The organism is Haloarcula salina, assembly GCF_049603855.1.
GTDB lineage: Archaea > Halobacteriota > Halobacteria > Halobacteriales > Haloarculaceae > Haloarcula > Haloarcula salina_A.
In genome coordinates this window covers 364,257-385,680 of sequence record NZ_CP187146.1, presented here as the reverse complement: position 1 = coordinate 385,680, position 21,424 = coordinate 364,257, and the positions used below count along the sequence as shown (strand labels likewise).

Below are 21,424 nucleotides of genomic sequence, written 5' to 3'. Positions count from 1 at the left end.
TTAGTCTTCGTCCATCAGGTCGATACCGATGGCTCGCTTGATCTGTTCACGCAGTCCGCCGCTACCAGTGCCACCGCCGAGCGTGACCATCACCGGCTCGACGCTCGTCTCGGCGTCCTTCCTGACGCCGCGCGAGAGATGCGAGAGGTCGTCGTCGTGCATCACGAGGATGCCGACGTCGTCGTCCGTGAGCATCTCCTCGACGGCGTCGTCGAGCTGCTCGTCTTTCTGTTCGGCCGGAATGTCCGCGAACTTGCGGACGCCAGCGAGTCGGAAGCCCGTCGTGAACTCCGGGCTGCCGACGACAGCGATCTCCTGGCTCATAGTATCACCAGTTCCTGTTCGATTTCGTCGGGTCCGAGGCCGGCCTCGCGTCCGCGGGCGATGGCGCGGATGTTGTCGACCTCGCGCTCCTTGGCGAGGACGTATGACAGCACCGGACAGACCGACAGCGGATAGCGGTTCGAGAGCCGGTCCGCGTACTCGAGCAGCGCGGCTTCGAGCGCGCGCTCGAAGTCGAGGAGGTTCTCTGCGTCTTCGAGCGCCGAGAGTGCCTGGTCTAAGTCGTCGCCGTACTTGCTCTCGCGGACGGCGCTGACCAGCTGGTCGAGGTTCGTCGACAGCTGGGCGACCTCCTGGGCGTCGAAGAGCTGTCCGCCCTCGATGAAGTACTCCGAGGGGTCGACGTCGGCCCCACTGTGGGCCAGTCGGAGCGCGTTCCTGAGATTGCGGAAGTCGACCTCGGTCTCGAGGAACTCGACGTACAGGCCGGTCGGGCTGTCGATCTCCGGGTTCGCCGGCAGCCCCGACAGCAGCGTCTCGTAGAAGGCGCGGTCGAGCGCGTTCTCGAGGGGGACGAGCACGTCGCTCTCCTCGTAGACCTCGAAGGCCTCGGCCAGCGACTCACCGAAGACGGTGTCGTCGAGCAGTTCGACGACCTCCTCGATGGACCCGGCGTTCAGCAGCGACTCGATGCGGCTGTCGGAGAACTCGCCGGCTCGAATGAGGTCGTCTTCGACCTCGGTGCGGTCGATATCCGAGTACAGTCCGCGGATCACCGTCTTCGCGTTCCACACGTCGAACTTGCGGAGGTAGCGGGCGATGTAGTCGTACAGCGCGCCCTCTGACCACTCCAGCAGGTCGTCGAAGTGCTTCGCGAGGTTCCGGTTCAGCGCGTACTCGACGAGGTCGACGCCGCCGTAGCGGGAGCCGAGCGCGTTCATCTCCGTCTCGTACTCCGTCTCCTCCATGAAGCGGGCGATCTCGCCCGTCCCCATGCGGACCAGCTTCCGGTAGTCGTCGTCGTCGAACAGCGAGGCACGACGAGAGCGGACCCGTGCGATGACGTATTCGTAGTTGCTTCCCTGGCCGCGCTGTCCCGTCGTTCGCGGACTCATTGGTCTTCGAACAGGCGCTCACTGATTGCTTTCAGGTTGTCCTCCCAGACGCTCTCCAGGATGGAGTCGAACGTGTTGTTCACACGAACGCGGGATTCGCTGCTCTCGACGACGACGCCGCCGAGGCAGTCCCGTTCACCAGCGTAGGTTACGTTGTCGTAGTCACTGAGCACATCTTCGAGAAGCGCCTGGTCCGACGCGCGACCGTACACCGACAGGTCCGATCCGTCCTCGAACTCGTCGGTCGCGGCGTCGAGCAGCGCGCGCGTCAGCTCTTCTCGCCGGTCTCCCTCGAGATCGGCGAGCGCGTCCTCGACGCTCTCGCGAACGTCTTCGAGGATGTCGCGTCGAGCGTTCAGTCGGGCCTGCTTGGCCTCGAGCTTCGCAGAGGAGAGCCGCTGCTCTCGCTCCTGCTCGATCGTGCGCTCGACCTCGGCCTCGCGCTCCTCGCGGATCTCCTCCGCGTCGGCCTCGGCCTCCGCGATGATCTGCTCGGCGCGCTCGTCGGCCTCGTCGCGAATCTCCTCTGCACGCGCGCGGGCTTCGTCTCGGATGTCCTCTACGACTGTATCAAGGCTCATTGTTGGAAAAGGGGGGTGCGTTAATTAGGAACGACGAAGACGACGACCAGCGCGAGGATGACGAGTGTCTCCGGCAGGACCGTCAGGATGAGGCCACGACCGAACATGCTGTCGTCCTCCGCGATAGCGCCGACTGCGGCGGCACCGATCCCACGCTCTGCGTACCCGGAACCGAGCGCGGCCAGACCGACGGCGAGGGCCGCAGCAGCCTTGTTTGGGATAGCCGGCGCAGCAGCGGTACCTTCCTGCAGTACAGCGTTGACAACGAGTGCGATGTTTTCAATCATGTTGTTGAAGTCCTCTCTGGGGTTGCTCGTGTCCGAACAGGCGTATGTGCCGCCACGTACTTCATAAAGCTTCCCAAAACGCTTCGCCAAGATGCTGTCCCGGCGGTTTAGCCACTCTCTGGCCGGGGGTTGTGAGCTGATACCAGCCGTCGCTCTCGGGGACGGACTGTAGCCAAGCTACTGGGGAGAAACGCGGAAAAAGTGTCGAACGGTCAGTGTTCAGTCGTCGGTCGTGTACGTCCGCTCGTAGCCGAACGGGGAGTAGGGCTTCCCGCCGCCCTCGAAGAACTTCCCGAAGAACTCGACGTACTCGAGACGCACACCCTGTAGACCCGCGCTGGTGACACCGAGTGTGAGGACGAGGACGTGACCGAGCACGAGCACGAGGAGACCGCCGACGACGCCGGCGACGCCGGAGTGCATCAGGCCACCGAACATGACCTGCGAGACCTCGTGACCGTGGTAGGTCCCCTGTTCGAGCATGTACGCCGGCGAGTGGTTGATTCCGAAGTGCCACTCGGCACCGTGGTCGGTCTCGACGACGTACACGCCGAAGAACAGCAGGTTGACCACGAACGCCATCCCGGCTTTCGCGAGGAGCACTGCTGCCAGTCGCGTGTACGACAGCACGTTCACGAGGACGTTGAGGAACTCGACGACCTCGATGAGGTCAGCCATCGCCAGCAGCACGAGACCGACGAAGAACACGATCAGCCACGCCGAGATGGGGAAGCCCATGATGCTGAACAGATTGACAGCGGGCACGCCGGTGAATCCGAGTGCGAACGGATGACCGGCGAAGATGCCTTCCTCGGCCGTATAGAGGAAGTTCGGTGCGGAACCCATGGCACCGGAGAACACCCACGCCCACAGACCAAAGAGCATCAGCAGCCAGGACCCGCTCTCGGTGATCGCGTCCCAGAGGCCGTGGCGCATGTTCTTCACGAAGTCGAAGATCCACCCGACGGCGAGGTGAACCATGCCGGCGAGCAGGCTGATGGTCAGCCACGCGATGGCGTAGTCACCGAAGGCTGGCTGGAGCCCCTTATGCACCGGTGCTTCTGCGAAGCCCAGCGCGGGCCAGACGACGTTCGATATCGTGTGCAAGCCGAAGATCTCGCCGTAGAGGAAGCCAAAGAGCACCGTGAAGCCGCCGGCCCACATCGCGACGCCGCCCAGGCTCTTGAGCACGTCGCTGTCGACGTTTGCGTACAGTCCGTACCCGGCGAGGAAGTAGAGGATACCGTACCCAACGTCCCCGATCATGAACCCGTAGAACGCCGGGAACGTCAGGAAGAACACCGCGGTCGGGTCGAACTCGCTGTACTTCGGCCGGTTGACGACCTCGACGAGGTCCTCGAACGGCTGGACCACGCCGGGGTTGTCCATGATGACCGGCGGCTGGTCGTCGCTCATCGTCACGAGACCGCCGTCGGCGACGGCCTCCTGAGACTGGTCGTCAGCCTCGGAGATGGTCGCGCCCTCGTGTTCGTCGGCGCCACCGCCGCCGCCGTGTTCGACTTCCTCGCGCGAGTGGGCGTGGCCCTCCTCGTACTCGGCGACTTCGAGCTTATCGATGTCGACGGCCTCGGAGACCGCCGAGTCGACCGTCCGCTTGAACTCGGTGTAGTGCTCGTCCGGAATCCAGCCCTCGGCGATGAAGGCGTTCTCGGTCGTCGCGAACGTCAGCGGCGCTTCACCCTTCTGGGACTCGATTGCCAGCTTCTCCTCGGCGGCGAGCAGGAAGCCGGCGTAGTCGAGTCGGAGCGCCTCCAGTTCTTCCTCGACGGTCGAGAGCTTCGATTCGAGCTGCTGTTTCTTGTGTTCCAGTTCCTCGAGGTACGCCGTCGGACTCCCGTCTCCCTCGGGGATGTCGAGCCGGGAGAACGTCGCGCCGACGAGCGCGTCCTGAAGCTCGTCCTCGTCGGCCTGCGCGAAGACGGCGACGATGCCGTCCTCGGTGAACAGGTCGAACGTCCGAATGTCGCTCTCGACGAGCGTGGTGTCGATCTCGTCGCGGTCGCCCTCACCGACAGCGACGGCCAGCGAGTCGTAGCCTCGCAGGAGGTCGAGGTCGATGCCGAGCGCGACGAACGGCTCCATCGTGTTGATCTGGTCCTCGACCGCGCGGAGGTCGTCGCGGATCTCGTCGCGGCGGTCGTCGAGTTCGTTGACCTCGGTGCGGACCTCTTCGAGCTGTTCCTGAATGGCCTCGTCGGTGACGACACGCGTCGGCCCGGCGTCTTCCTCGTCGACGCCGAGGATCGATTGCAGCGAGCGGACCGTGACGAGCTTGTCTGCCGCCTCGTTGGTCCCCTCGAGAGAGTCGCCCGGCTCGAACCCGTCCCACGAGCCGTCGTACTCGGTGACGTGGAGCATCTCGAGGTCGTGAACCGCCTCGATAGTGGCCTCCATCGCCCGCTTCGATCCCGTCACCGAAACGCGGCACATCTTCTCAGGTCTGAGCATGTACCGCCTCCTCGAACAGGTCTATGACGTATTCGACGACCTCCTCGGTCTCGTCTGCGGCCTGCGCTTCGAGGTCGGCGCGGGCGCTCTCGCCGTCCTCGAGTATCTGCTCGCGCTCGGCCTCTATTTTCTCGCGGGCCGTTTCGAGGCGGTCCTCGGCCGCCGCCTCGGCTTCTTCGCGTGCCGTCTCGCGGATTTCCTCGGCTTCCTCGCGAGCCTCGTCGATCCGCTCCTCGCGGTCTTCTTCGGCCTCTGCGACGATTTCGTCGGCCTCCTGCTCGGCCTCCTGTATCCTGTCGAGAACTTCTGGCCGTGGCATTTGCTAATCACGTGAGGGTTGCCAGAGCGCCTATTTGGTAGTTGCGAAGTTCGCCCGTCGAGAGTCCCCGTCCGTGGCGGCACGCCGGCCGAAATCCGGGGAATTATGACCGCCAAGCGCTAACCCCGAGACAATGGGAGTCCTCGAGAACAAAGCACGCGCGCGGACGTTCTACAAGTACCTCTCGAAGGTGTACGACCAGATCAACCCCTTCATCTGGGACGAGCGGATGCGCGACGAGGCGATCGCGATGCTCGACCTCTCCCCCGACGACCGCGTCCTCGACGTGGGCTGTGGGACCGGCTTCGCCACCGAGGGTCTCCTCGAACACGTCGAGACGGTGTACGGGCTCGACCAGAGTCCCCACCAGCTCTCGAAGGCCTACCGGAAGTTCGGCAAGCACGGAGACGTCCGCTTTCACCTCGGCGACGCCGAGCGACTCCCGTTCAAAGACGACAGCTTCGACGTGGTCTGGTCGTCAGGGTCTATCGAGTACTGGCCCAACCCCGTGACCGCACTCGCCGAGTGCCGTCGGCTGACGAAGCCCGGCGGACGGGTCCTCATCGTCGGGCCGGACTACCCCAACTCGACGCTCTTCCAGAAGATGGCCGACGCCATCATGCTGTTCTACGACGAAGCTGAGGCCGACCGGATGTTCACGGAGGCCGGTTTCGAGGACTTCGAGCACCACATCCAGCAGTCCCGTCCCGGCAGCCCACGCGCGATCACGACCATCGCGACCGTGCCGGAGTGAGGCACGGCCGGCACACAGTCCTTAGTCGGTGTTCCCGACGCGAACGGATACCCGCTCGCCATCCTGTGTCGTGACGGTGACCGTGTAGTCACCCTGTGGATCGATCGTCCAGAGCGCGCCGTCCCTGCCGGTCGTCCCGACTGGCTGCCCGTCGATGGCGACGGTTCCCTCGACCGGCGCACCAGTCGCGTTGTCGGAGACGGCGATCAGGAGCGGTCCCGACTCGTACGACTGGCTGACCTGGAGCCGCGTCGACTGGTCCGTTATGCTGGCAACGGTCGAGCGCTCGACGGTCGACAGCTCGATCGACTGGTACTCGTAGAAGACGTTCCCCGTTCCGCCGTCGAGGAAGGCCGTCAACTGGCCGTTCGGGTGATCGGCCTGGAGCTGATAGATCGCGGTTCGGCCGTAGGTCTGGACGGCCGGGTACTGCTCGCTGTACAGCCATGGGTACAGGCCTTCGGCCCGCGAGTTGACCGCACCGAGCGGGTCCGGCGTGTCGGCGAACTGGTCCGGCGACGCCGGCTGGCGCTCGTTCCCGAGATACGTCTCGCGGGTGTACTGCCCGTCGGTGACCGCCGTTAGCATGTATCCGGTCGAGGACGCCTCGATGTACATCGTGGTCGCGTCGGCCTCGCCGGTGGCTTCAGTGGCCACCTGCCGGCTGATGGGGCCGCGGAAGGTCTTGAGGACGCCGCGATTGTTCTCCAGGCGGAACCGCTGGGCCTGCGACAGCGAGTAATCGGGGGCCGTCCCCGCCGCGGTTCGGATCCGTTCGAGCCGCCGCGTCAGTTGTCTGGACTCGGTGTCGACGAGCGCGCGCTGGCGAAGGAACTCCTGGGTTGTGAGCGCGCCGCTCGCGTATCGCTGCGTCGAGAGCTCTTGCTGCCGTTCCAGACGTTCGACGCGCGTCTCGATGTCAGCCAACGTGTCGGCGACGAGCTGGTCGCGCGCACCGTCGGAATCCCGACGGAAGAACTCCTGTTCGAACTTCGAGACGGCGTAGCGAGAGCGGAGCTCACGGGAGCCCGTCGCGACGGCCACCCCGACGTCGATCGAGGTTCGGTTGTAGGTCGTCACGCGGACTTCGCTGTCGGGTATCGAGAGGTGGTTCGTCGTGTTGTCGACGACCGTGATCTGCGGGAGGGACTCGCCACCGGCCGCCTGTGCGGGTGCGGTCGGAGCCGCGACGGTTCCAGTCGCCGGAACGGCGAGTGGCACCACCAGGAGGAGGGCGACGAGGGGTGCGAGGAGGGGGCGCATCAGCGGCGATTACTCACTGACCGTACAAAAACCCCACCATTCTCCACTCGAAGATAGTCGCCTGAGACGGCACGAGACCTTTCAAAGAGCGCTCTGACGTTTTATTCGCGGATGGAAAGGGTTTTGCCCCCAGGCTGATGAGCAGTGAACGAGAATGACCCCGCGGGTATCAGGTGCCCTCCTCCTCGTCCTGGTCGCCGTGCTGGCGACCCTCCCACTCGCGACCGCGGCGACACCGTCGGCCGCCGCCCCCCTCCAGCAGACGACGGCGACGCCGGAGCCGGTCGCGGAGAACACGACGTTCTCGCTAGCGATCCGCGAGAACGGCGACGCGAGATGGACGATCACGGACACGTACGCGCTCGAGACCGAGAACGAGAGTCGGGATTTCAGCGACTTCGGTGAAGACTTCGCCAACGGCGACGCCGAGGTGGGATGGCTGGACGCGTTCCGCACCGCGAACGACGCGGCGAGCACGGCGACGGGCCGCGAAATGGAGATCACCGCGGTCTCTCGTAACTACACGGTCTCGGACCGGAAGGGGCAACTCGTCCTCGCGTTCACGTGGACGAACTTCGCGACGCGCTCCGGCGAGGACATCGTCGTCGGTGACGCGTTCAACACGACCGGCGGGACGTGGTTCAACAGTCTGACCGAGGACCAGCGGCTGGTGATCTCGCCGCCGACCGGCTACGGAGTCGAGAGCGCCCCGAGCGCCGTCGACGACGGCAAGCTCACGTTCGAGGGCCCGCGGACGTTCGAGCCCGGCTACCTCTCGATCGTGTACACGGGCGAGCAGTCGCTGGAGCCGACCGAAACGGGCACGCCGGGACCCTTCCTCGGTGACGGTGGGTCACTCTGGATCGGCGGGGCCGTCCTGGCGGTGCTCCTTATCGGTGCCGTGGGCTACATGGTCAGACAAGGCCACACCGGGTCGCTGCCGGCGGCGGGACGCGAGACCGACGACGAGCACGAGGGGAGTGTGACCGAGTCCCCACCCGAGGCCGAGACGGAAGACGACGTCGACGTCGAACTGCTCAGCGACGAGGAGCGGGTCGAGCGGTTGCTCGAGGAGAACGGCGGCCGCATGAAACAGGCCCGGATCGTCACAGAGACCGGGTGGTCGAACGCGAAGGTCTCGCAGTTGCTCTCCTCGATGGACGAAGACGATCGCATCGACAAGCTCCGCATCGGCCGGGAGAACCTCATCTCGTTCCCCGACGAGGACATCACCGACTTCGACGAGTAGGGACGCCGCGGCGCTCAGGCCCAATAAACGACCCCGCGGTGGTTTCTGGTTCGGAAACGTTTATTCGCGGTCCGGGCGCACGGGCCAGTATGAAAGTCCTTGTCACGGTGAAGGAGGTGGCGGTCGTCGACGACGAGTTCGAAATCGACGGGCTCGGGATCGACGAGCGCTACGTCACGGCCGATCTCAACGAATGGGACGAGTACGCCGTCGAGGAGGCCGTCCAGATCAAGGAGGCCGGTGACGACGTGGAGGTCGTCACCGTCACGATCGGGCCGGAGGGGACCGAGGAGACGATCCGGCAAGCGCTGGCGAAGGGGGCCGACCGCGCGATCCGAGTCTGGGACGACGCACTCGCGGAGGCGGGGCTGCTCGATCCCGAGACGAAGGCCGAGATCGTCGCCGCCGTGGCCGCCGACGAGGACCCTGATCTCGTGTTGACCGGCGTCCAGTCGGCCGACGACGGGTTCGGCGCGACTGGCGTCACGCTCGCCGAGAAGATCGACTTCGAGTGGGCCGCCGTCGTCAACGCCCTCGACCTCGACCGAGACGCAGGCGTCGCCCACGTCCGCCGGGAACTGGAGGGGAGCGTCGAGGAGCTGACCGACGTGGAACTGCCCGCCGTGCTGACGATCCAGACCGGCATCAACGACCCGCGATACGCGAGCCTCCGGGGCATCCGACAGGCACAGAGCAAGGAGCTGGCGGCGAAGTCGCTGTCGGACGTCGGCCTCGACGCGGCGTCACTCGATAGCCCGCTCGAACAGACCTCGCTGTACGAACCGGAGAGCGAGAGCGAGGCGACGGTGTTCGAGGGGAGCGCCGAGGAGACGGCCGGAGAGCTTGCCTCGCTCCTCCGCGAGAAGGGGGTGGGGAGCTGATGTCGGTCCTCGCAGTCGCCGAGCACCGGCGCGGCGAACTCCGCGACGTGAGCCTCGAACTGCTGACCGCCGGCCGCGAACTGGCAGACAGCCTGGACGGCGACCTGCACACGGCGGTCATCGGCGGCGACGTGGAGGCCTTCGGCGAGCGGCTGAACCGGGAGGGCGTCGACGCCGTGCACACGGTCGACGCCGGCGAGGAGTTCAACCACGACGTGTACACGCAGGTGGTCTCCCAGCTCGCCGAGGACCTGGATCCAGCGGTCCTGCTCGTGCCGAACACGGTCAACGGACTGGACTACGCACCGGCCGTGGCCAGCCGCCTCGACCGGCCGCTGGTGACCGACGCGGTCGCCCTCGACGCCGGCGACGGGCTCACCGTGACGCGAGAGCTGTACGGCTCGAAGGTCGAGACGACCATCGACGTACACGCCGAGCAGGCGGCCGTGACGCTCCGTCCGTCGGAGTGGCCGGCGGCGGAGGGCGTCGGTGACGCGACCGTCGAGGCCGTCGACGCGACGGTCGACGAGAGCGCGGTCCGGTCGACCGTGACCGGCTTCGAGGAGGTCGGCGGCGGCGACGTGGACATCACCGACGCCGACGTGCTGGTGTCGGTGGGCCGCGGCATCGAGGAGGAGGAGAACCTCGACATGATCTTCGACCTCGCCGACGCGCTCGGCGCGACGGTCTCCGGGTCCCGACCGCTCATCGACAACGGCTGGCTGGCGAAAGACCGGCAGGTCGGCCAGAGCGGACAGGTCGTCACGCCGGACGTGTACATCGCCATCGGCATCTCCGGGGCCGTCCAGCACGTCGCCGGCATGAAGGGCTCGGACACCATCGTCGCGATCAACACTGATCCGAACGCGCCGATCTTCGACATCGCCGACTACGGCATCCAGGACGACCTGTTCGACGTGGTCCCGGCGCTCATCGAGGAGTTCGGCGGCTGAGTCTCGGTCGGGCCCGTCCGTCGGGGACAACGGACAGACGACCGCCGTCGCGGGTGGCAAGGTACTTTTTACGCTAGTCCTAAGGGGGCGATAATGGAGTATCTGGAGCGCCGGCGCGACCGGGTCGAGGAACGGCTACAGGCTGTCCTCGACGGCGTCGAGCCGGACGAACTCGCCGAGGAAATCCGCCACGTGGCGCTCTCCGGCGGCAAGCGGGTCCGCCCGACGGTGACGGTCCTCGTCTGTGAAGCGCTCGGGGAGGAGCCGGCGGACGCGGTCGACTACGCAGTGGGCATCGAACTCGTCCACAACGCCTCGCTGGTCATCGACGACATCATCGACGAGTCGGAGCTTCGCCGGGGGACCCCGGCCGCGTGGGCGGCGTTCGGCCACGGGCCGGCGATCATCGCCTCGGACGGCCTGCTCGGCGAGGCGTTCGACCTGTTCTCGACGGACGAGCGGGCGATGCAGACCGTCTCCGAGTCGATGGTCGAGCTCGGGGAGGGCGAGGCGATGGAGCTGATCGACCAGCCCTCGAACGAGGAGGAGTACATGGAACTGGCTCGGCGAAAGACCGGCGCGCTGTTCCGGGCGGCCGCGGAACTGGGCGCAATCGCCGCGGACTCGGACCCGTACACGGTCGAGGCCGTCGGGCGGTACGCCGAGCGGGTCGGCGTCGCGTTCCAGATGCGCGACGACGTGCTCGACGCGACGGCCGACGCCGAGACGCTGGGCAAGCCCACCGGCCACGACGCGGAGATGGAGCGCCCGTCGCTGGTCGAGGTGACGGACCTGACGCCGGAGGAGGCGAACGAGCGCGCCCACGCCGAGTCCGACGCCGCGCTGGAGGCGCTGTCGACCGTCGACGCGCCCGACTCCCAGTCGATGGAGTACCTGCGCGACCTCGCGGAGTTCGTCGTCGTCCGCGAGCGCTAACCGAACGGGAGGCTTTTGCCCGCCGCTCGATTACGGCCGCCAATGACAGTTATCGGCATCGTCGGGCTACCGGGCAGCGGCAAGAGCGAGGCGGCCAACGTCGCCGCCGAGATGGGCGTCCCGGTGGTGACGATGGGGGACGTGATCCGCGAGGAGTGTCGCGACAGGGGCCTCGACCCCGCGGCGGACCACGGAACCGTCGCGAAGGCGCTCCGCGAGGAGAACGGACCGGCCGCCATCGCCGAGCGGTCGCTCCCCATCATCGAGGACGCGCTCGACGACCACGACACGGTTCTCGTCGACGGCCTCCGCTCGGACGTGGAGGCCGAGGCGTTCGCGTCGGCCTTTGGCGACGACTTCCTCCTCGTCGAAGTCGACGCCCCCTTCGAACTGCGCGCCGAGCGCCTCGACCTGCGGGGCCGCGACGCGTCGGCGGCCGACGGCGGGGAGTCGCTCGAGGACCGCGACGAGCGCGAACTCGGCTTCGGCATGGGCGAGGCGATGGAGATGGCCGACGTGACCATCGAGAACACGGAGACGCTGGCGGCCTTCCAGCGGACGGTACGGACGCTGCTCCGCGACGGCCCGGAGGCGGTCGACGGATGAGCGCGGTCTACAGCGTCGACGTGCGCATCGAGGCCCCGGTCAACGACACCGAGGTGACCGACAGGGTCGCGGACGCGGTTCGGAACCTCTTCCCCGAGGCCGACCTCGACCACCGACAGGGTGGACTCGTCGCGGAGGTCCACGCGATGGAGGAGTTCTCCGAACTGCTTCACCGGGCCGAGATTCTCGACACCGCCCGCTCGGTCTTCTTCGACTCGCTGGAAGGCGATACGTTCGCCTTCGACGTGAAGAAACAGGCCGCCTTCGAGGGCCGCGTGAACTTCGCCGTCGGCGACCCCTCGGAACTGGGCGACATCCACGTGACCGTGACGGTCCGCGAACCGGATGCCGAGGCGTACATCGACTACGTCGCCCCGCCGACCGAGGACGGCACACCGGTCAGTCCGTCGGACAAATGACCACCGCGCTCTGCTTCGACCTCGACGGGACGGTCGTCCACTATCCCGAACCCTACGAGTCCGTCGTCCGCGAGACGCTGGAGGCGCACGGAATCGCGTTCACCAGCGATCTGGAGTCGGTGGGCGAAGACGCCTTCCGGGCCGCGTTCGACGCGCTGGCGCCCGATCCCTACCGTCGGTCGATGGCCGCGGTCGTCGAGGCGGCCGGCGCGGACGCCGACCCGGACGCGATGGTCGAGACGCTCCGGCAGAACGACTACGCCGCGACGACGGTTCCCGACGCCGCCCGCGAGAGCCTCGCGGAACTGGCCGACGACGCGGACAACCGGCTCGCGGTCGTCACCAACGGCGTCCGGGACTGGCAGGTCGGCAAACTCGACCACCACGGTCTGACGGACCTGTTCGACGCCGTCGTCGCCTCCTACGAAGTTGGCGCGCACAAGCCCGACGCGGCCCCGTTCGACGCCGTCCAGGAGCGAGTGCCGGCCGACGAGTACGTCATGGTCGGCGACGAGTACGAGGCGGACGTGGAGGGTGCACGCGCCGCCGGGTTCGTCCCCATCCACTACGAGGACGGCGATGACGGCCCGGACCTCTGGGCGACTATCGACGCGCTGCTCTGACCGGGTCGGACGGCGTCGATCGACAGAACTGGGCGAAATAACCGTCGCGAACCGTCTGCATGCCGTCGATTGGCCCGATCCCGGGTAAGGCGATAGTACCGCGACAGCGCCGTCGTGAGAGCGAGATAATCCTCAAATAACTATCATGGCCTGATTTAGAATGGTCCCCATGGGAGACACTGACAAAACAGGCCCAGCACAGTCTATCGACCGCCGTCGACTCCTCGGCGTCATCGGCGGCGGGGCCGCGAGCGCGTTGCTCGGGACCGGCGTCGGTGCCGCGAGACCGGATCACGCGAACGGCGGCACGAACGGAAACGGGGCCAACGGCAACAACGGCGTCGGCCCATGCACCTGTGACGGATGTCCGGAGGGGACGTTCTGCGGCAAGATCGAGGGCGCGCCGGAAGACGGCGAGACGTACACCTTCGAGTCCGACGGCGACAGTTTCAGCGTGACCATCGAGAGCGTCACCGAGAAGGAGGGCGGCGAGGTCATGTGCTTCGAGTTCTCGACCCACGACGAGGTCGAGCAGGTGTGCATCAAGGGCGGGCCGGACACCGCGACGTACGACGACGACCCGGCGGGGACGGAACTGTGCGCGCCGACGAACCCAGGCGGCCAGCAGGCGGCCATCAGCAACGTCTCGTTCTGCGGGACCGGCGGGGACGAACTGGAGTGCTACCAGATCGACCTCGTCGAAGGTCCTGTTATCAAAGAATTCGGTGGTGACGACGATCCCGATGAGGCGGGGTACGGTGACGCACGACGGTTCGAAAACTTCACCATCTGCGAAGACGGGAGTAACCAGCAGAACCTCGATTCATCGGGAACGCGAACGAGAGAGGACTGTGAGATCAAGTGGGAGAATCTCGGCTTCAATGACTCCGACAACACGGCAAGTGTCGACGTGGAACTAGAGACCGACAACAAGTCCTGTACGATCACGCTGGCCGGCTACCTACTCCCCGAGGGTGAGACGGAGTACGACCCTGACACGCTCGAGAAGCAGGAGTACCGCGACCACCAAACGGTCGAACTCAACAACGATACCAAATCAGCGACGCTGAAGATCGACCTCGACGGCTGAGGCGCTTGGACTCTTCCAGAAGCGTGGATTGGGCGTCGTCACCCGGTGACGGCGACGAGGATGACGCCGGTGTTCCACACCGTCACCGCGACGCCGAGGAGCGCCAGTCCGAGCGGGATCCCGACCGAGTACGGCCACGAGGCGTACTTCCAGATGGCGAAGAACGCCGCGATGACCGCGGTTTTCAGGAGTGTGAGCGACAGGAGCGCGCGCTGTTCGAGCAGGAGCGCGACGACCGGACTGAGTTCGACGACGCCGGCGACGCTGTAGCCGATGGTCGTCGTGACCAGATCGCCCACGCCGAAGAAGGCGACCGCGACCAGCCAGAGGTGCGCGTCGACGTTGGAGGGCAGCGCCGCGCGCTCGGGGGAACCACGCCAGTTCATGCCCCGCTCTACCGGGGGTCACTACTTCGTTAGCAGTCGCTTCACTGACATCAATCGTCGGTAAGCCTCCCTTTCGACCCGCACAGCGCCGTAAAACGTGCGCCCGCCACGCGGCTCAGAGTCCACTGACGAAGATCGCGAGCCACTCGCCGACCTCGCGGCGCTCGCTGACCCTGACCGACTCCACCCACTTCACCCACTGGAAGCCACGGCGTCCGGGCGCGACGAGGCGAAGCGGGTAGCCGTGGCCGTGGGCCAGGCGCTCACCGTCGACGTGGGTAGCCAGCAGGGCGTCGCGGGCTTCCGGCAGCGGGAGGCTCCAGCGGTAGCCGGTGACCGAGCGGAACTGCACCCACGCGGCGTCGTCGGCCGGGCCGGCGGCGTCGAGCAGGTCGCCCACGCGGACGCCGGTCCACTCGTGGCCCGAGTACCAGCCGCTCGTACAGTCGAGGATGGCTCGGTCGGTCGCGTCCGGCGTGAGTTGGCCGGCGTCGTAGGTCCGCTCGCGGGCGACGCGGCCGCCGACCGACAGCGACCAGTCTGTCGCGTCGATGGGGTCCGGGTCGTCGGCGACCCAGCTCGTGACCGGAAATCGGTTCCCGTCGCCGGTTCCCTCCTCGCGCGACCCGGTGTAGCGCCGGTCCGCGCCGGCCGTCTCGATGGCGTCGTTGACCGGCCCCTGGACGCGCCAGAGGAGTGCGCCGGCCGTCAGCAGCCCGGTGTACCGGAGCACGTCCCGTCGCCCGCCGCGCGTCACGGTCGCCGGGGAGTGAAAATGTTCCCGGAGGTGCCACAGGAGCAACGGCGGAACGAGCAGTCCCAGGCCGACGTGGAGGTGAAACAGCCCCCACGGCCCGAGGTCGAGCGAGCCGCCGAACACCCACCAGATCCCGGTCCCGAGCGCGCCGAGGACGACGGCCGCGAGCAGGAGCGACAGCGCGCGGCCGCCGCTGAGCCGCGACGGGGCGACGCGGTGGGCCACCCGACGGAGCTTCACCGGCAGGAGCAGGACCAGCACGACCCCCGAGAGGGCGTGGACGTCGATGATCCACGCGGCGCTGGGTGTCCCGGCGAACATCGTCGCAACGCCGGTCGAGAGCAGCGTCGTCACCGCGGCGAACAGGCCCCAGTCGACCGCGCGTGGATTCGGGGTCAGCCGCCCGATCTTCATGGGTATCGTTGGCACTCGACTCGGTTATACCTCCGGCTCAGTACGAGCGCTCCAGCACGAGGTCGCCGCCTGCGTTCCGAACGGTAACTGTGTCGCCGCCGTTGTTCCAGACCGCGCCGGAGCGCCCCCAGTAGCGCTCGGTCGCGGTGTCGGTCCCCTGCCCGGTGTACAGCGTGACCGACGCTCCGGGGTCGAGCGTGAGATTCTCGAAGGCGTAGCGGTGGCCCGCCTCGTCGGCGACCGTCCAGCCCGACAGGTCGACCGGCGCGTCGCCGGTGTTCGAGAGCGTGACGTACTCGCCGTTCAGGTTCTCGTTGTCGTTGCCCGGGGCGTCGGCGTGGATGTCGGTGATCGCGAGGCCGTTCGGCGCGGCGGTGACCGTCCCGCCGTCGGCGAGCGGCGTCCCCGTCACCGCCTCGGGGTTCGTACAGCGCCAGAGCCCGCGGCGCTCCGTCCGGGCCGTCTCCTCGGCGGCGTAGAAGGCCTCGGCCCGGGTGAAGTCGCTGTCGTACACCCGCGCGTGGCCGGTGGCGACGAGGCGGTAGTTGTACAGCGTCTCGTCGACGACGACGTAGGCCAGCAGGCGGTCGTAGTAGCCCCGCCGGTCGAGCGCGGGATCGAACGCCAGCCCCACGGATTCGCCGAGAAGTCGCTGTTTGGCGAGCGTCGACGCGTCGACGCCGGCGTCCCGGAGACAGGCCGACCCGGCCGTCGTCTCGGGGACGCCCTCGAACTCCGCCGGATCGTTCTCGACGTGGACCTCCGGGGTGTCGATCCCGACGAGACGGACGGTGTCCGTCGTGCCGTTGGCGTACGCGACGCGGATCGTGTCGCCGTCGACCACCGCCGTGACCGACACCGTCAGATCCGCGTCGGGGGCGTCGACCGCCGACTGCCCGCCGAGTCCGGCGTCGGTCGGCTGTGCCGGCGCGCCGGAGAGCGCGCTACAGCCGGCGAGAACGAGCAGGGCGGCGAGCGCGAGAGACAGCGTGACCCGTCGCATCGTCGGAACGAGGGCGTCGACGGTGACAAACGTGCCGGTGTCGCCGGCGAGGAAAAACCGAACTCAGGCGAAGCGGTCCAGCAGGCTGGCCCCCTCGACGTACACCAGGCCCTCGCGGTCGGCGTAGGCCCGCGCGGCCGCCGGGGGGAGCGCCGCCCCGGTCTCGTCGTCGAGCATCTCGCAGACGACGGCGGCCTCGGGCAGGTCGGCCGCGTCGGCGAGTTCGAGCGCGAGTTCGGTGTGGCCCTCGCGGTCGGTCAGGCCGTCGGGGGCCGCGCGGAGGAGGTGAACGTGCCCCGGCGACCGGAACGCCTCGCTGAACGCCTCGGAGTCTGGGTCCGTTGCGGCGGCGGCCAGTTCGCGGATGGTCAGCGAGCGGTCCTCGTCCGTGATGCCGGTGAAGGTGTCGCGGTGGTTCACCGTCAGCGAGAACGACGATCGCTCGTCGTACGCGAGATCGTGGTCGGCCGCGGTCGGGTGGTCGAGCACCTCCTGCATGAACGGCAAGCCGAGCGCGTCGGCCACACGGTCCGAAAGGGCGACGCAGACCAGCCCGCCGGCGTCGTTTCGCATCTGCGCCACGTCCTCGGGGGCCACCGCGCCAGCCGGGTAGACGAGATCCGTCTCGCCCTCGCGGTCGGCGGCGTCGTGGACGAGCACCGGCTCGCCGCGGGCGAAGGCGGCGACGGCGTCGGCCACGCTGTCGGCGTCGACGGCGGCGTCCTCACTCCGAGACATGAACGATCACCTCGTCGCCGTCCTCGAGGTCCAGCACCTCGCGAAGCTTCTCCGGCGCGATGACCTCCAGTTGCTCCTCGCCGTGGTGTGTCCGCTCGGGCGCGATGACGTGGGCCGGCTCGTACTCCCCATCGCCGGCCTGAATCGAGGCAGGGTAGCAGTACGCGGGCCCGTAGGTCCGTTCGTCGTCCTCCCAGCCCTCGATGGTGACCGGTTCGAGCGTGCCCATTCGCGCGCGCTTGCGGACGCTCTCCTCGGTGAGTTCGAGATTGAGGGTGCCCGCGAACGGCTCGTAGTCCAGACGCTCGATGAACTGCTCCATGTAGCCCGGCAGCGTGATGTAGTGGCGACCCTCGCCCATACCGGAGGTGACGATGCCGGTCAGGTCGACGCCGGCGTCGGCCTCGAAGATGCGCCGGTAGTCCGCGTACTCGGACTGGAGGCGGCGCTCGCCGTTGCCGGTGAGCGTGACTTCCTGGCCATCGCTGACGATGTCCCGAGAGATCAGCTCTGCGTCCTCCAGCCGCTGGAGACGTCGCGAGGCGGTCTGGTTCGAGGCGTCCAGCCGACCCGCGAGGTCGGCACAGGACACCTTCGTCGGCTCGTCGAGCGCGCCGTCGAGCGCGAGCAGCTTCAGCGTCGCCAGCTCGTCTCGACCGACGCCCTGTCCCGTCGATTCGGCCATGTGCCGAGTTAGGGAGTCGCGTCTGATAAGCATACCGAATGTGGGATGCATCCCATAAATGGAACGGGGGACAACCCACGAAGCGTTGCGAGAACGATGCTACTTCGACGTTCGGGCCGGCCACCTTTGAATCCAGTGGCGAACCGATTCGGAGCGGAAGACGGCTCAGTACTCTGCCACCGGGTCCCGCTCCCGAGACCACCTTTTTCCACTGCGGGTGTGCTCTGCACACCCTTGCGCAAAAACGTGGGCGAAAAACCCACTCAGTACTCCGCCACCGGGTCCCGCTCCCAGAACTCGCTCGACTTCTCCAGTTTCGGGACCCAGGTCTCCTTCTCGCGTGCGAGCATCGCCACGCGGGACTCCTCGACTTCCTTGAGCACGTCGTGGTCGGGCAGGTATTCGCCCAGTTCCTCGGTGAACGCCCTGACCTCGCTGTGGTCGGGCATCGAGTCACGGTCGAGACGGCCTCGCGAGTGGCCGACGTGCATGTACGCCTTCATCTCGACGAAGTCGGCGTCGGCCCGGTCGCACATCGCCGCGTACCACTCGGGGTGGTGCATGTTGTGGCCCTTCACGAGCGTCGTTCGGATGACCGTGCGGGTCTCGTCTTTTTCGGCCAGCACGTCGAGCGTGTCCACGAGCGAGTCCCAGGCGTCGTCCTCGACGGCCTTCACGGTCGAATCGAACGTCTGGCGGTCGGCGGCGTCGACGGAGACGTATAGCTGCGTGGGGTCACATCGCTCCAGCATCTCCGTGTTCGTCCCGTTCGAGACGAGGAAGGTGGTGATGTCGCGGTCGTGGAACTCCTCGATGAGTTCGGGGAGGTAGGGATACAGCGTCGGTTCGCCGTCGAGCGAGATGGCGACGTGACGCGGTTCCATCGCCTCGTCGAACACCTCGCGGGGCACCTCGTCGTTGCCGCCGAAGCCCGACAGCAGTTTGCGCTGGAGTTTCACTGAGGCGTCGGCAACCGCGGCGGGGTCGTCCCACTCCACGTCGCCGAGTTCGTAGGCGTGGCCCGCGTGGTCGCGCCAGCAGAACACGCACCGCTCGTTGCACTTGACGACCGGCGTCATCTGAATGCAGCGGTGGGACTCGATGCCGTAGAAGATGTACTTGTAGCACTTGCCCTCGCCGCGCAGCGCGTTCTTCGTCCAGCCGCAGGTCTGGGCCGCCGTGTGGTTCTCGCTGTGGTAGGCCGGGTCCGACACCTGCTTTGGACCGCCGTCGGCGTCGCTCATTGGAGACGGGTTCTGCATCCAGCGGCAAAAACTCCCGGATGTCGACGGCCTCGCGACCGCGTACTGCGAATCGATTACGTCAGCTTGACGATGGGGTTGCTCATGTGGTGGCCGACGACGAGCCCGTTCTCCATGATCCGGTCGTACCCGTCCGCGTCGACTTCGATCCGCGTTTCGCTGTCCTTCTGCATCAGATAGAGGGTTTTGTTCATGGACGAAGGGATGCCCTAGACGGGCAAGACCGAAACTGCTAGATGAATAGGTGGTCGCCACGAGCGACGCTATATGTATTAGATCGGGCGCTAAGCTGTCGCTGAGCCGGAATATTTTCGGACGTGGAGCCGAGAGGTTTAGTATGGGGATAATTAGCACAGTATCCCGTCTATTCGGGTCGGAAGGGAGTCATTACCGGTACCGGTGTCGCGACTGCCGGACGGAGTTCGCACAGCTGGCGACCGGCGAAGACGACATGATCTGTCCCGACTGTGGGAGCGACGCGGTCCGACCGTTCGACGCGTCGTGACGAGCGCTCAGCGGCCCAGGTCGTAGAACTCCTCGTTCGGTCGAATGTCGGCCAGATGGGCCAGTCGGTTCGAGAGGTTGAAGAACGCGGCGACACTGCCGACGTCCCAGATCGCTCGCCGGCTATAGCCGAGTTCTTCGAGGCGTTCGAAGTCCCGCTGGTCGATGCGTTCCGGTGACTCGGTGAGTTTCACGGCGAAGTCGAGCATGGCCGCGTGGGTCTCGTTGATGTCGGCGGTCCGGTGGTTGGTGGCGACCTGCTCGGCCAGTTGCGGCGCGTCGGCGTAGATGCGAAGCAACGCGCCGTGGGCGACGACGCAGTAGAGGCAGTCGTTGACGCCGCTGACCGCCACGATGATGAGTTCGATCTCCTCGCGTTCCAGTTCAGTCTCCTCGACCAGCGCGTCGTGGTACGCAAAAAACGCCCGGAAGTGCGACGGCCGATACGAAAGCGCCGGAAAGATGTTCGGCGTGAAGCCCGCGCGGTCGGTCTCCTCCTCGATCCGGTCGCGCAGGTCCTCCGGGAGATCCTCGACATCGGGCGTCTCGAATCGACGCATCGCCGTGCCATCGTCTGCCATACTCCCGATGCGGGAGGGCCGGGCTTGAAACTTTGCCGCCTGATTCCCGTTCGGTGGACCACTCATAGCTCTTACGGGAACGTGGCCCGGTCCCGAACACCCTCACCGGCTCTTTTCGCTCGCCCGGCGAGGGTTCAGCCGCATGTCGACGACGACCGAAACGACAAGATCACACGACCTCGGAATCGGCAACTGGAAAGCAGGCGTCTTCGGTGGCATCGCGGGTAGCGCCGTCATGGGCGCGCTGATTCTCGCGATGAACCCGCCGACGCTCGCGGTCGCGATTCCCTCGCTGTACGCGCTCGCGCCGCCGCCGAACCCGGCCGCCGGACTCGCAGTGCACCTCGCCCACGGCGCGGTGTTCGGCGTCGTCTTCGCCGGCCTGGCCCGCCTACTGGAGACGGACTCGACCGGCTCGCTTCTCGGACTCGGCATCGGCTGGGGCATCGCCACCTGGGCGGTGTTCGCGGCGCTGGTGATGCCGGTCTGGCTCGGAGTCGTCGGCTCCCCCGCATCGCCGCCGGTCCCGAACTTCGCGCCGCCGTCGCTGCTGTGGCACGTCGGATTCGGCGTCGTCCTCGGCGGCGTGTACGCGCTGACCGCCGACCGACTCTGAGAGCCAGCGGGGCCGCTGATCAGTGTATGCCCGAGCGAACGACGACGGCGTGCTCGGCGTGTAACTCGTTTCAGCCGGTGCTATTCGGCTCTTGAAACACCCGCCAGCGGCGCTCACCCGTCTCGGACTCGGCGATCGACTCCACCTTCTCCCGGGTAAGCCCGTCCAGTTGGCCGGCGGCGAGGCCGACCCACGACAGGAACGCCTCGCGTAGGCGCGCTCGGACGGTCTCGGGGTCCCGCGGCGTGTAAACGTACACGTGTCCGCCCGCGGGGCGGATCCGTCGGCGTTTCTCGACGACGCCGAGGTCGGCGAGGTGATTGAGGTGGCGCGCCACCACGCTCCGGTCGTACTCGATCTGTTCCGCCAGTTCGGCCACGGTGAGCTCACCGCCCGCCATGACGCAGAGGCAGATTTCGAGTTCGGTCCCTGACATCTCGAACACCGTGCGCGTGAGCGTCTCCAGCGATGGGTCGACGATCGCGTCGGTGGGCTCGACGGTGGCCATCGCCTCGCCACAGCAGCGCGGCGGCTCACTCGCGAGCGCTACGCCGTCGCAGATCACACACTCGAACGGCCGCATCTGGGCTCGGTCGTCTGCCATACGGTCCGGTAGCAGCCGCGCCGATAGAAGTGTCAGGTATGCCCGAG

General features: G+C 66.9%; 26 protein-coding genes. 10 read left to right on the top strand and 16 right to left on the bottom strand.

Annotated elements, in window-relative coordinates:
• The 6 genes from ACOZ4I_RS01980 to ahaH form a co-directional block, all read right to left on the bottom strand.
• Entirely contained in the window at window positions 1-324 is a 324-nt protein-coding gene (locus tag ACOZ4I_RS01980) for a V-type ATP synthase subunit F (protein WP_162412361.1), read from the bottom strand.
• Window positions 321-1,397 (bottom strand): V-type ATP synthase subunit C, encoded by a 1,077-nt coding sequence (locus tag ACOZ4I_RS01975; RefSeq protein WP_424002498.1) that lies wholly within the window; start codon window positions 1,395-1,397, stop codon window positions 321-323. Before ACOZ4I_RS01975 ends, ACOZ4I_RS01980 begins: the two co-directional genes overlap by 4 nt.
• On the bottom strand, window positions 1,394-1,978 hold the full coding sequence (locus ACOZ4I_RS01970) for a V-type ATP synthase subunit E (RefSeq protein ID WP_424002496.1): 585 nt from the start codon (window positions 1,976-1,978) through the stop codon (window positions 1,394-1,396). Before ACOZ4I_RS01970 ends, ACOZ4I_RS01975 begins: the two co-directional genes overlap by 4 nt.
• Before the next feature lie 20 nt (window positions 1,979-1,998).
• Window positions 1,999-2,265, bottom strand: a complete 267-nt coding sequence (locus ACOZ4I_RS01965; protein WP_162412364.1) for a F0F1 ATP synthase subunit C — start codon at window positions 2,263-2,265, stop codon at window positions 1,999-2,001.
• A gap of 219 nt (window positions 2,266-2,484) precedes the next feature.
• Window positions 2,485-4,734 (bottom strand): V-type ATP synthase subunit I, encoded by a 2,250-nt coding sequence (locus ACOZ4I_RS01960; protein ID WP_424002494.1) that lies wholly within the window; start codon window positions 4,732-4,734, stop codon window positions 2,485-2,487.
• Window positions 4,721-5,053, bottom strand: coding sequence for an ATP synthase archaeal subunit H (gene ahaH / locus ACOZ4I_RS01955; protein ID WP_424002492.1), 333 nt, complete (start codon window positions 5,051-5,053; stop codon window positions 4,721-4,723). Before ahaH ends, ACOZ4I_RS01960 begins: the two co-directional genes overlap by 14 nt.
• Window positions 5,054-5,186: 133 nt before the next feature.
• Here ahaH and ACOZ4I_RS01950 point away from each other — a divergent pair, with 133 nt between their 5' ends.
• Window positions 5,187-5,807, top strand: coding sequence for a methyltransferase domain-containing protein (locus ACOZ4I_RS01950; RefSeq protein ID WP_424002490.1), 621 nt, complete (start codon window positions 5,187-5,189; stop codon window positions 5,805-5,807).
• Window positions 5,808-5,828: 21 nt separating this feature from the next.
• On the opposite strand, the gene ACOZ4I_RS01945 is transcribed toward ACOZ4I_RS01950, so the two are convergent.
• Window positions 5,829-7,070, bottom strand: a complete 1,242-nt coding sequence (locus ACOZ4I_RS01945) for a DUF7096 domain-containing protein (RefSeq protein ID WP_424002488.1) — start codon at window positions 7,068-7,070, stop codon at window positions 5,829-5,831.
• A 154-nt stretch (window positions 7,071-7,224) separates the two neighbouring features.
• Here ACOZ4I_RS01945 and ACOZ4I_RS01940 point away from each other — a divergent pair, with 154 nt between their 5' ends.
• From ACOZ4I_RS01940 to ACOZ4I_RS01905, 8 genes are all read left to right on the top strand, one after another.
• Complete coding sequence (locus ACOZ4I_RS01940; RefSeq protein ID WP_424002486.1) at window positions 7,225-8,319, top strand: helix-turn-helix transcriptional regulator; 1,095 nt, start codon at window positions 7,225-7,227, stop codon at window positions 8,317-8,319.
• Between the two features lie 89 nt (window positions 8,320-8,408).
• A complete protein-coding gene (locus tag ACOZ4I_RS01935) occupies window positions 8,409-9,200 on the top strand; it encodes an electron transfer flavoprotein subunit beta/FixA family protein (RefSeq protein ID WP_424002484.1) in 792 nt (263 codons plus the stop codon).
• Window positions 9,200-10,153: an electron transfer flavoprotein subunit alpha/FixB family protein gene (locus tag ACOZ4I_RS01930; RefSeq protein WP_424002482.1), complete on the top strand. Its 954-nt coding sequence runs from the start codon at window positions 9,200-9,202 to the stop codon at window positions 10,151-10,153. The genes ACOZ4I_RS01935 and ACOZ4I_RS01930 overlap by 1 nt, the downstream gene beginning before the upstream one ends.
• 93 nt (window positions 10,154-10,246) lie before the next feature.
• Window positions 10,247-11,089: a polyprenyl synthetase family protein gene (locus ACOZ4I_RS01925; RefSeq protein WP_424002480.1), complete on the top strand. Its 843-nt coding sequence runs from the start codon at window positions 10,247-10,249 to the stop codon at window positions 11,087-11,089.
• 42 nt (window positions 11,090-11,131) lie between these two features.
• Entirely contained in the window at window positions 11,132-11,695 is a 564-nt protein-coding gene (locus tag ACOZ4I_RS01920; protein WP_424002478.1) for an AAA family ATPase, read from the top strand.
• A complete protein-coding gene (locus ACOZ4I_RS01915; RefSeq protein WP_424002476.1) occupies window positions 11,692-12,114 on the top strand; it encodes an RNA-binding domain-containing protein in 423 nt (140 codons plus the stop codon). The genes ACOZ4I_RS01920 and ACOZ4I_RS01915 overlap by 4 nt, the downstream gene beginning before the upstream one ends.
• Entirely contained in the window at window positions 12,111-12,737 is a 627-nt protein-coding gene (locus ACOZ4I_RS01910) for an HAD family hydrolase (RefSeq protein WP_424002474.1), read from the top strand. Before ACOZ4I_RS01915 ends, ACOZ4I_RS01910 begins: the two co-directional genes overlap by 4 nt.
• A gap of 169 nt (window positions 12,738-12,906) precedes the next feature.
• Complete coding sequence (locus ACOZ4I_RS01905) at window positions 12,907-13,827, top strand: hypothetical protein (protein ID WP_424002472.1); 921 nt, start codon at window positions 12,907-12,909, stop codon at window positions 13,825-13,827.
• Window positions 13,828-13,865: 38 nt separating this feature from the next.
• Here the strand turns inward: ACOZ4I_RS01905 and ACOZ4I_RS01900 are convergent, their stop codons facing one another.
• The 8 genes from ACOZ4I_RS01900 to ACOZ4I_RS01865 all read right to left on the bottom strand — a co-directional run bounded on the left by ACOZ4I_RS01900 (window position 13,866) and on the right by ACOZ4I_RS01865 (window position 20,157).
• Window positions 13,866-14,213: a hypothetical protein gene (locus tag ACOZ4I_RS01900; protein WP_424002470.1), complete on the bottom strand. Its 348-nt coding sequence runs from the start codon at window positions 14,211-14,213 to the stop codon at window positions 13,866-13,868.
• Between the two features lie 115 nt (window positions 14,214-14,328).
• Window positions 14,329-15,384, bottom strand: coding sequence for a molybdopterin-dependent oxidoreductase (locus ACOZ4I_RS01895; protein WP_424002468.1), 1,056 nt, complete (start codon window positions 15,382-15,384; stop codon window positions 14,329-14,331).
• 37 nt (window positions 15,385-15,421) lie between these two features.
• Window positions 15,422-16,387, bottom strand: a complete 966-nt coding sequence (locus tag ACOZ4I_RS01890; RefSeq protein WP_424002466.1) for a lamin tail domain-containing protein — start codon at window positions 16,385-16,387, stop codon at window positions 15,422-15,424.
• A gap of 63 nt (window positions 16,388-16,450) precedes the next feature.
• On the bottom strand, window positions 16,451-17,125 hold the full coding sequence (gene ribB / locus ACOZ4I_RS01885; RefSeq protein WP_424002464.1) for a 3,4-dihydroxy-2-butanone-4-phosphate synthase: 675 nt from the start codon (window positions 17,123-17,125) through the stop codon (window positions 16,451-16,453).
• Complete coding sequence (locus tag ACOZ4I_RS01880; protein WP_424002462.1) at window positions 17,112-17,810, bottom strand: DUF120 domain-containing protein; 699 nt, start codon at window positions 17,808-17,810, stop codon at window positions 17,112-17,114. The genes ribB and ACOZ4I_RS01880 overlap by 14 nt, the downstream gene beginning before the upstream one ends.
• Before the next feature lie 263 nt (window positions 17,811-18,073).
• A complete protein-coding gene (gene twy1, locus ACOZ4I_RS01875; protein WP_424002460.1) occupies window positions 18,074-19,054 on the bottom strand; it encodes a 4-demethylwyosine synthase TYW1 in 981 nt (326 codons plus the stop codon).
• A 74-nt stretch (window positions 19,055-19,128) separates the two neighbouring features.
• Complete coding sequence (locus ACOZ4I_RS01870; protein WP_424002458.1) at window positions 19,129-19,266, bottom strand: hypothetical protein; 138 nt, start codon at window positions 19,264-19,266, stop codon at window positions 19,129-19,131.
• Window positions 19,267-19,584: 318 nt separating this feature from the next.
• On the bottom strand, window positions 19,585-20,157 hold the full coding sequence (locus ACOZ4I_RS01865) for a peroxidase-related enzyme (protein WP_424002456.1): 573 nt from the start codon (window positions 20,155-20,157) through the stop codon (window positions 19,585-19,587).
• Between the two features lie 142 nt (window positions 20,158-20,299).
• On the opposite strand from ACOZ4I_RS01865, the gene ACOZ4I_RS01860 reads away from it, so the two are divergent.
• Entirely contained in the window at window positions 20,300-20,773 is a 474-nt protein-coding gene (locus ACOZ4I_RS01860) for a DUF6789 family protein (RefSeq protein ID WP_424002454.1), read from the top strand.
• Window positions 20,774-20,843: 70 nt separating this feature from the next.
• On the opposite strand, the gene ACOZ4I_RS01855 is transcribed toward ACOZ4I_RS01860, so the two are convergent.
• Window positions 20,844-21,377, bottom strand: coding sequence for an ArsR family transcriptional regulator (locus tag ACOZ4I_RS01855; protein ID WP_424002452.1), 534 nt, complete (start codon window positions 21,375-21,377; stop codon window positions 20,844-20,846).
• Between the last annotated feature and the right edge of the window lie 47 nt (window positions 21,378-21,424).

What these genes read in the sequence shown, in the direction of transcription:
- ACOZ4I_RS01980 (WP_162412361.1), bottom strand. Translation starts at nt 324, where the DNA reads ATGAGCCAGGAGATCGCTGTCGTCGGCAGCCCGGAGTTCACGACGGGC.
- ACOZ4I_RS01975 (WP_424002498.1), bottom strand. Translation starts at nt 1,397, where the DNA reads ATGAGTCCGCGAACGACGGGACAGCGCGGCCAGGGAAGCAACTACGAA.
- ACOZ4I_RS01970 (WP_424002496.1), bottom strand. Translation starts at nt 1,978, where the DNA reads ATGAGCCTTGATACAGTCGTAGAGGACATCCGAGACGAAGCCCGCGCG.
- ACOZ4I_RS01965 (WP_162412364.1), bottom strand. Translation starts at nt 2,265, where the DNA reads ATGATTGAAAACATCGCACTCGTTGTCAACGCTGTACTGCAGGAAGGT.
- ACOZ4I_RS01960 (WP_424002494.1), bottom strand. Translation starts at nt 4,734, where the DNA reads ATGCTCAGACCTGAGAAGATGTGCCGCGTTTCGGTGACGGGATCGAAG.
- ahaH (WP_424002492.1), bottom strand. Translation starts at nt 5,053, where the DNA reads ATGCCACGGCCAGAAGTTCTCGACAGGATACAGGAGGCCGAGCAGGAG.
- ACOZ4I_RS01950 (WP_424002490.1), top strand. Translation starts at nt 5,187, where the DNA reads ATGGGAGTCCTCGAGAACAAAGCACGCGCGCGGACGTTCTACAAGTAC.
- ACOZ4I_RS01945 (WP_424002488.1), bottom strand. Translation starts at nt 7,070, where the DNA reads ATGCGCCCCCTCCTCGCACCCCTCGTCGCCCTCCTCCTGGTGGTGCCA.
- ACOZ4I_RS01940 (WP_424002486.1), top strand. Translation starts at nt 7,225, where the DNA reads ATGACCCCGCGGGTATCAGGTGCCCTCCTCCTCGTCCTGGTCGCCGTG.
- ACOZ4I_RS01935 (WP_424002484.1), top strand. Translation starts at nt 8,409, where the DNA reads ATGAAAGTCCTTGTCACGGTGAAGGAGGTGGCGGTCGTCGACGACGAG.
- ACOZ4I_RS01930 (WP_424002482.1), top strand. Translation starts at nt 9,200, where the DNA reads ATGTCGGTCCTCGCAGTCGCCGAGCACCGGCGCGGCGAACTCCGCGAC.
- ACOZ4I_RS01925 (WP_424002480.1), top strand. Translation starts at nt 10,247, where the DNA reads ATGGAGTATCTGGAGCGCCGGCGCGACCGGGTCGAGGAACGGCTACAG.
- ACOZ4I_RS01920 (WP_424002478.1), top strand. Translation starts at nt 11,132, where the DNA reads ATGACAGTTATCGGCATCGTCGGGCTACCGGGCAGCGGCAAGAGCGAG.
- ACOZ4I_RS01915 (WP_424002476.1), top strand. Translation starts at nt 11,692, where the DNA reads ATGAGCGCGGTCTACAGCGTCGACGTGCGCATCGAGGCCCCGGTCAAC.
- ACOZ4I_RS01910 (WP_424002474.1), top strand. Translation starts at nt 12,111, where the DNA reads ATGACCACCGCGCTCTGCTTCGACCTCGACGGGACGGTCGTCCACTAT.
- ACOZ4I_RS01905 (WP_424002472.1), top strand. Translation starts at nt 12,907, where the DNA reads ATGGGAGACACTGACAAAACAGGCCCAGCACAGTCTATCGACCGCCGT.
- ACOZ4I_RS01900 (WP_424002470.1), bottom strand. Translation starts at nt 14,213, where the DNA reads ATGAACTGGCGTGGTTCCCCCGAGCGCGCGGCGCTGCCCTCCAACGTC.
- ACOZ4I_RS01895 (WP_424002468.1), bottom strand. Translation starts at nt 15,384, where the DNA reads ATGAAGATCGGGCGGCTGACCCCGAATCCACGCGCGGTCGACTGGGGC.
- ACOZ4I_RS01890 (WP_424002466.1), bottom strand. Translation starts at nt 16,387, where the DNA reads ATGCGACGGGTCACGCTGTCTCTCGCGCTCGCCGCCCTGCTCGTTCTC.
- ribB (WP_424002464.1), bottom strand. Translation starts at nt 17,125, where the DNA reads ATGTCTCGGAGTGAGGACGCCGCCGTCGACGCCGACAGCGTGGCCGAC.
- ACOZ4I_RS01880 (WP_424002462.1), bottom strand. Translation starts at nt 17,810, where the DNA reads ATGGCCGAATCGACGGGACAGGGCGTCGGTCGAGACGAGCTGGCGACG.
- twy1 (WP_424002460.1), bottom strand. Translation starts at nt 19,054, where the DNA reads ATGAGCGACGCCGACGGCGGTCCAAAGCAGGTGTCGGACCCGGCCTAC.
- ACOZ4I_RS01870 (WP_424002458.1), bottom strand. Translation starts at nt 19,266, where the DNA reads ATGAACAAAACCCTCTATCTGATGCAGAAGGACAGCGAAACGCGGATC.
- ACOZ4I_RS01865 (WP_424002456.1), bottom strand. Translation starts at nt 20,157, where the DNA reads ATGGCAGACGATGGCACGGCGATGCGTCGATTCGAGACGCCCGATGTC.
- ACOZ4I_RS01860 (WP_424002454.1), top strand. Translation starts at nt 20,300, where the DNA reads ATGTCGACGACGACCGAAACGACAAGATCACACGACCTCGGAATCGGC.
- ACOZ4I_RS01855 (WP_424002452.1), bottom strand. Translation starts at nt 21,377, where the DNA reads ATGGCAGACGACCGAGCCCAGATGCGGCCGTTCGAGTGTGTGATCTGC.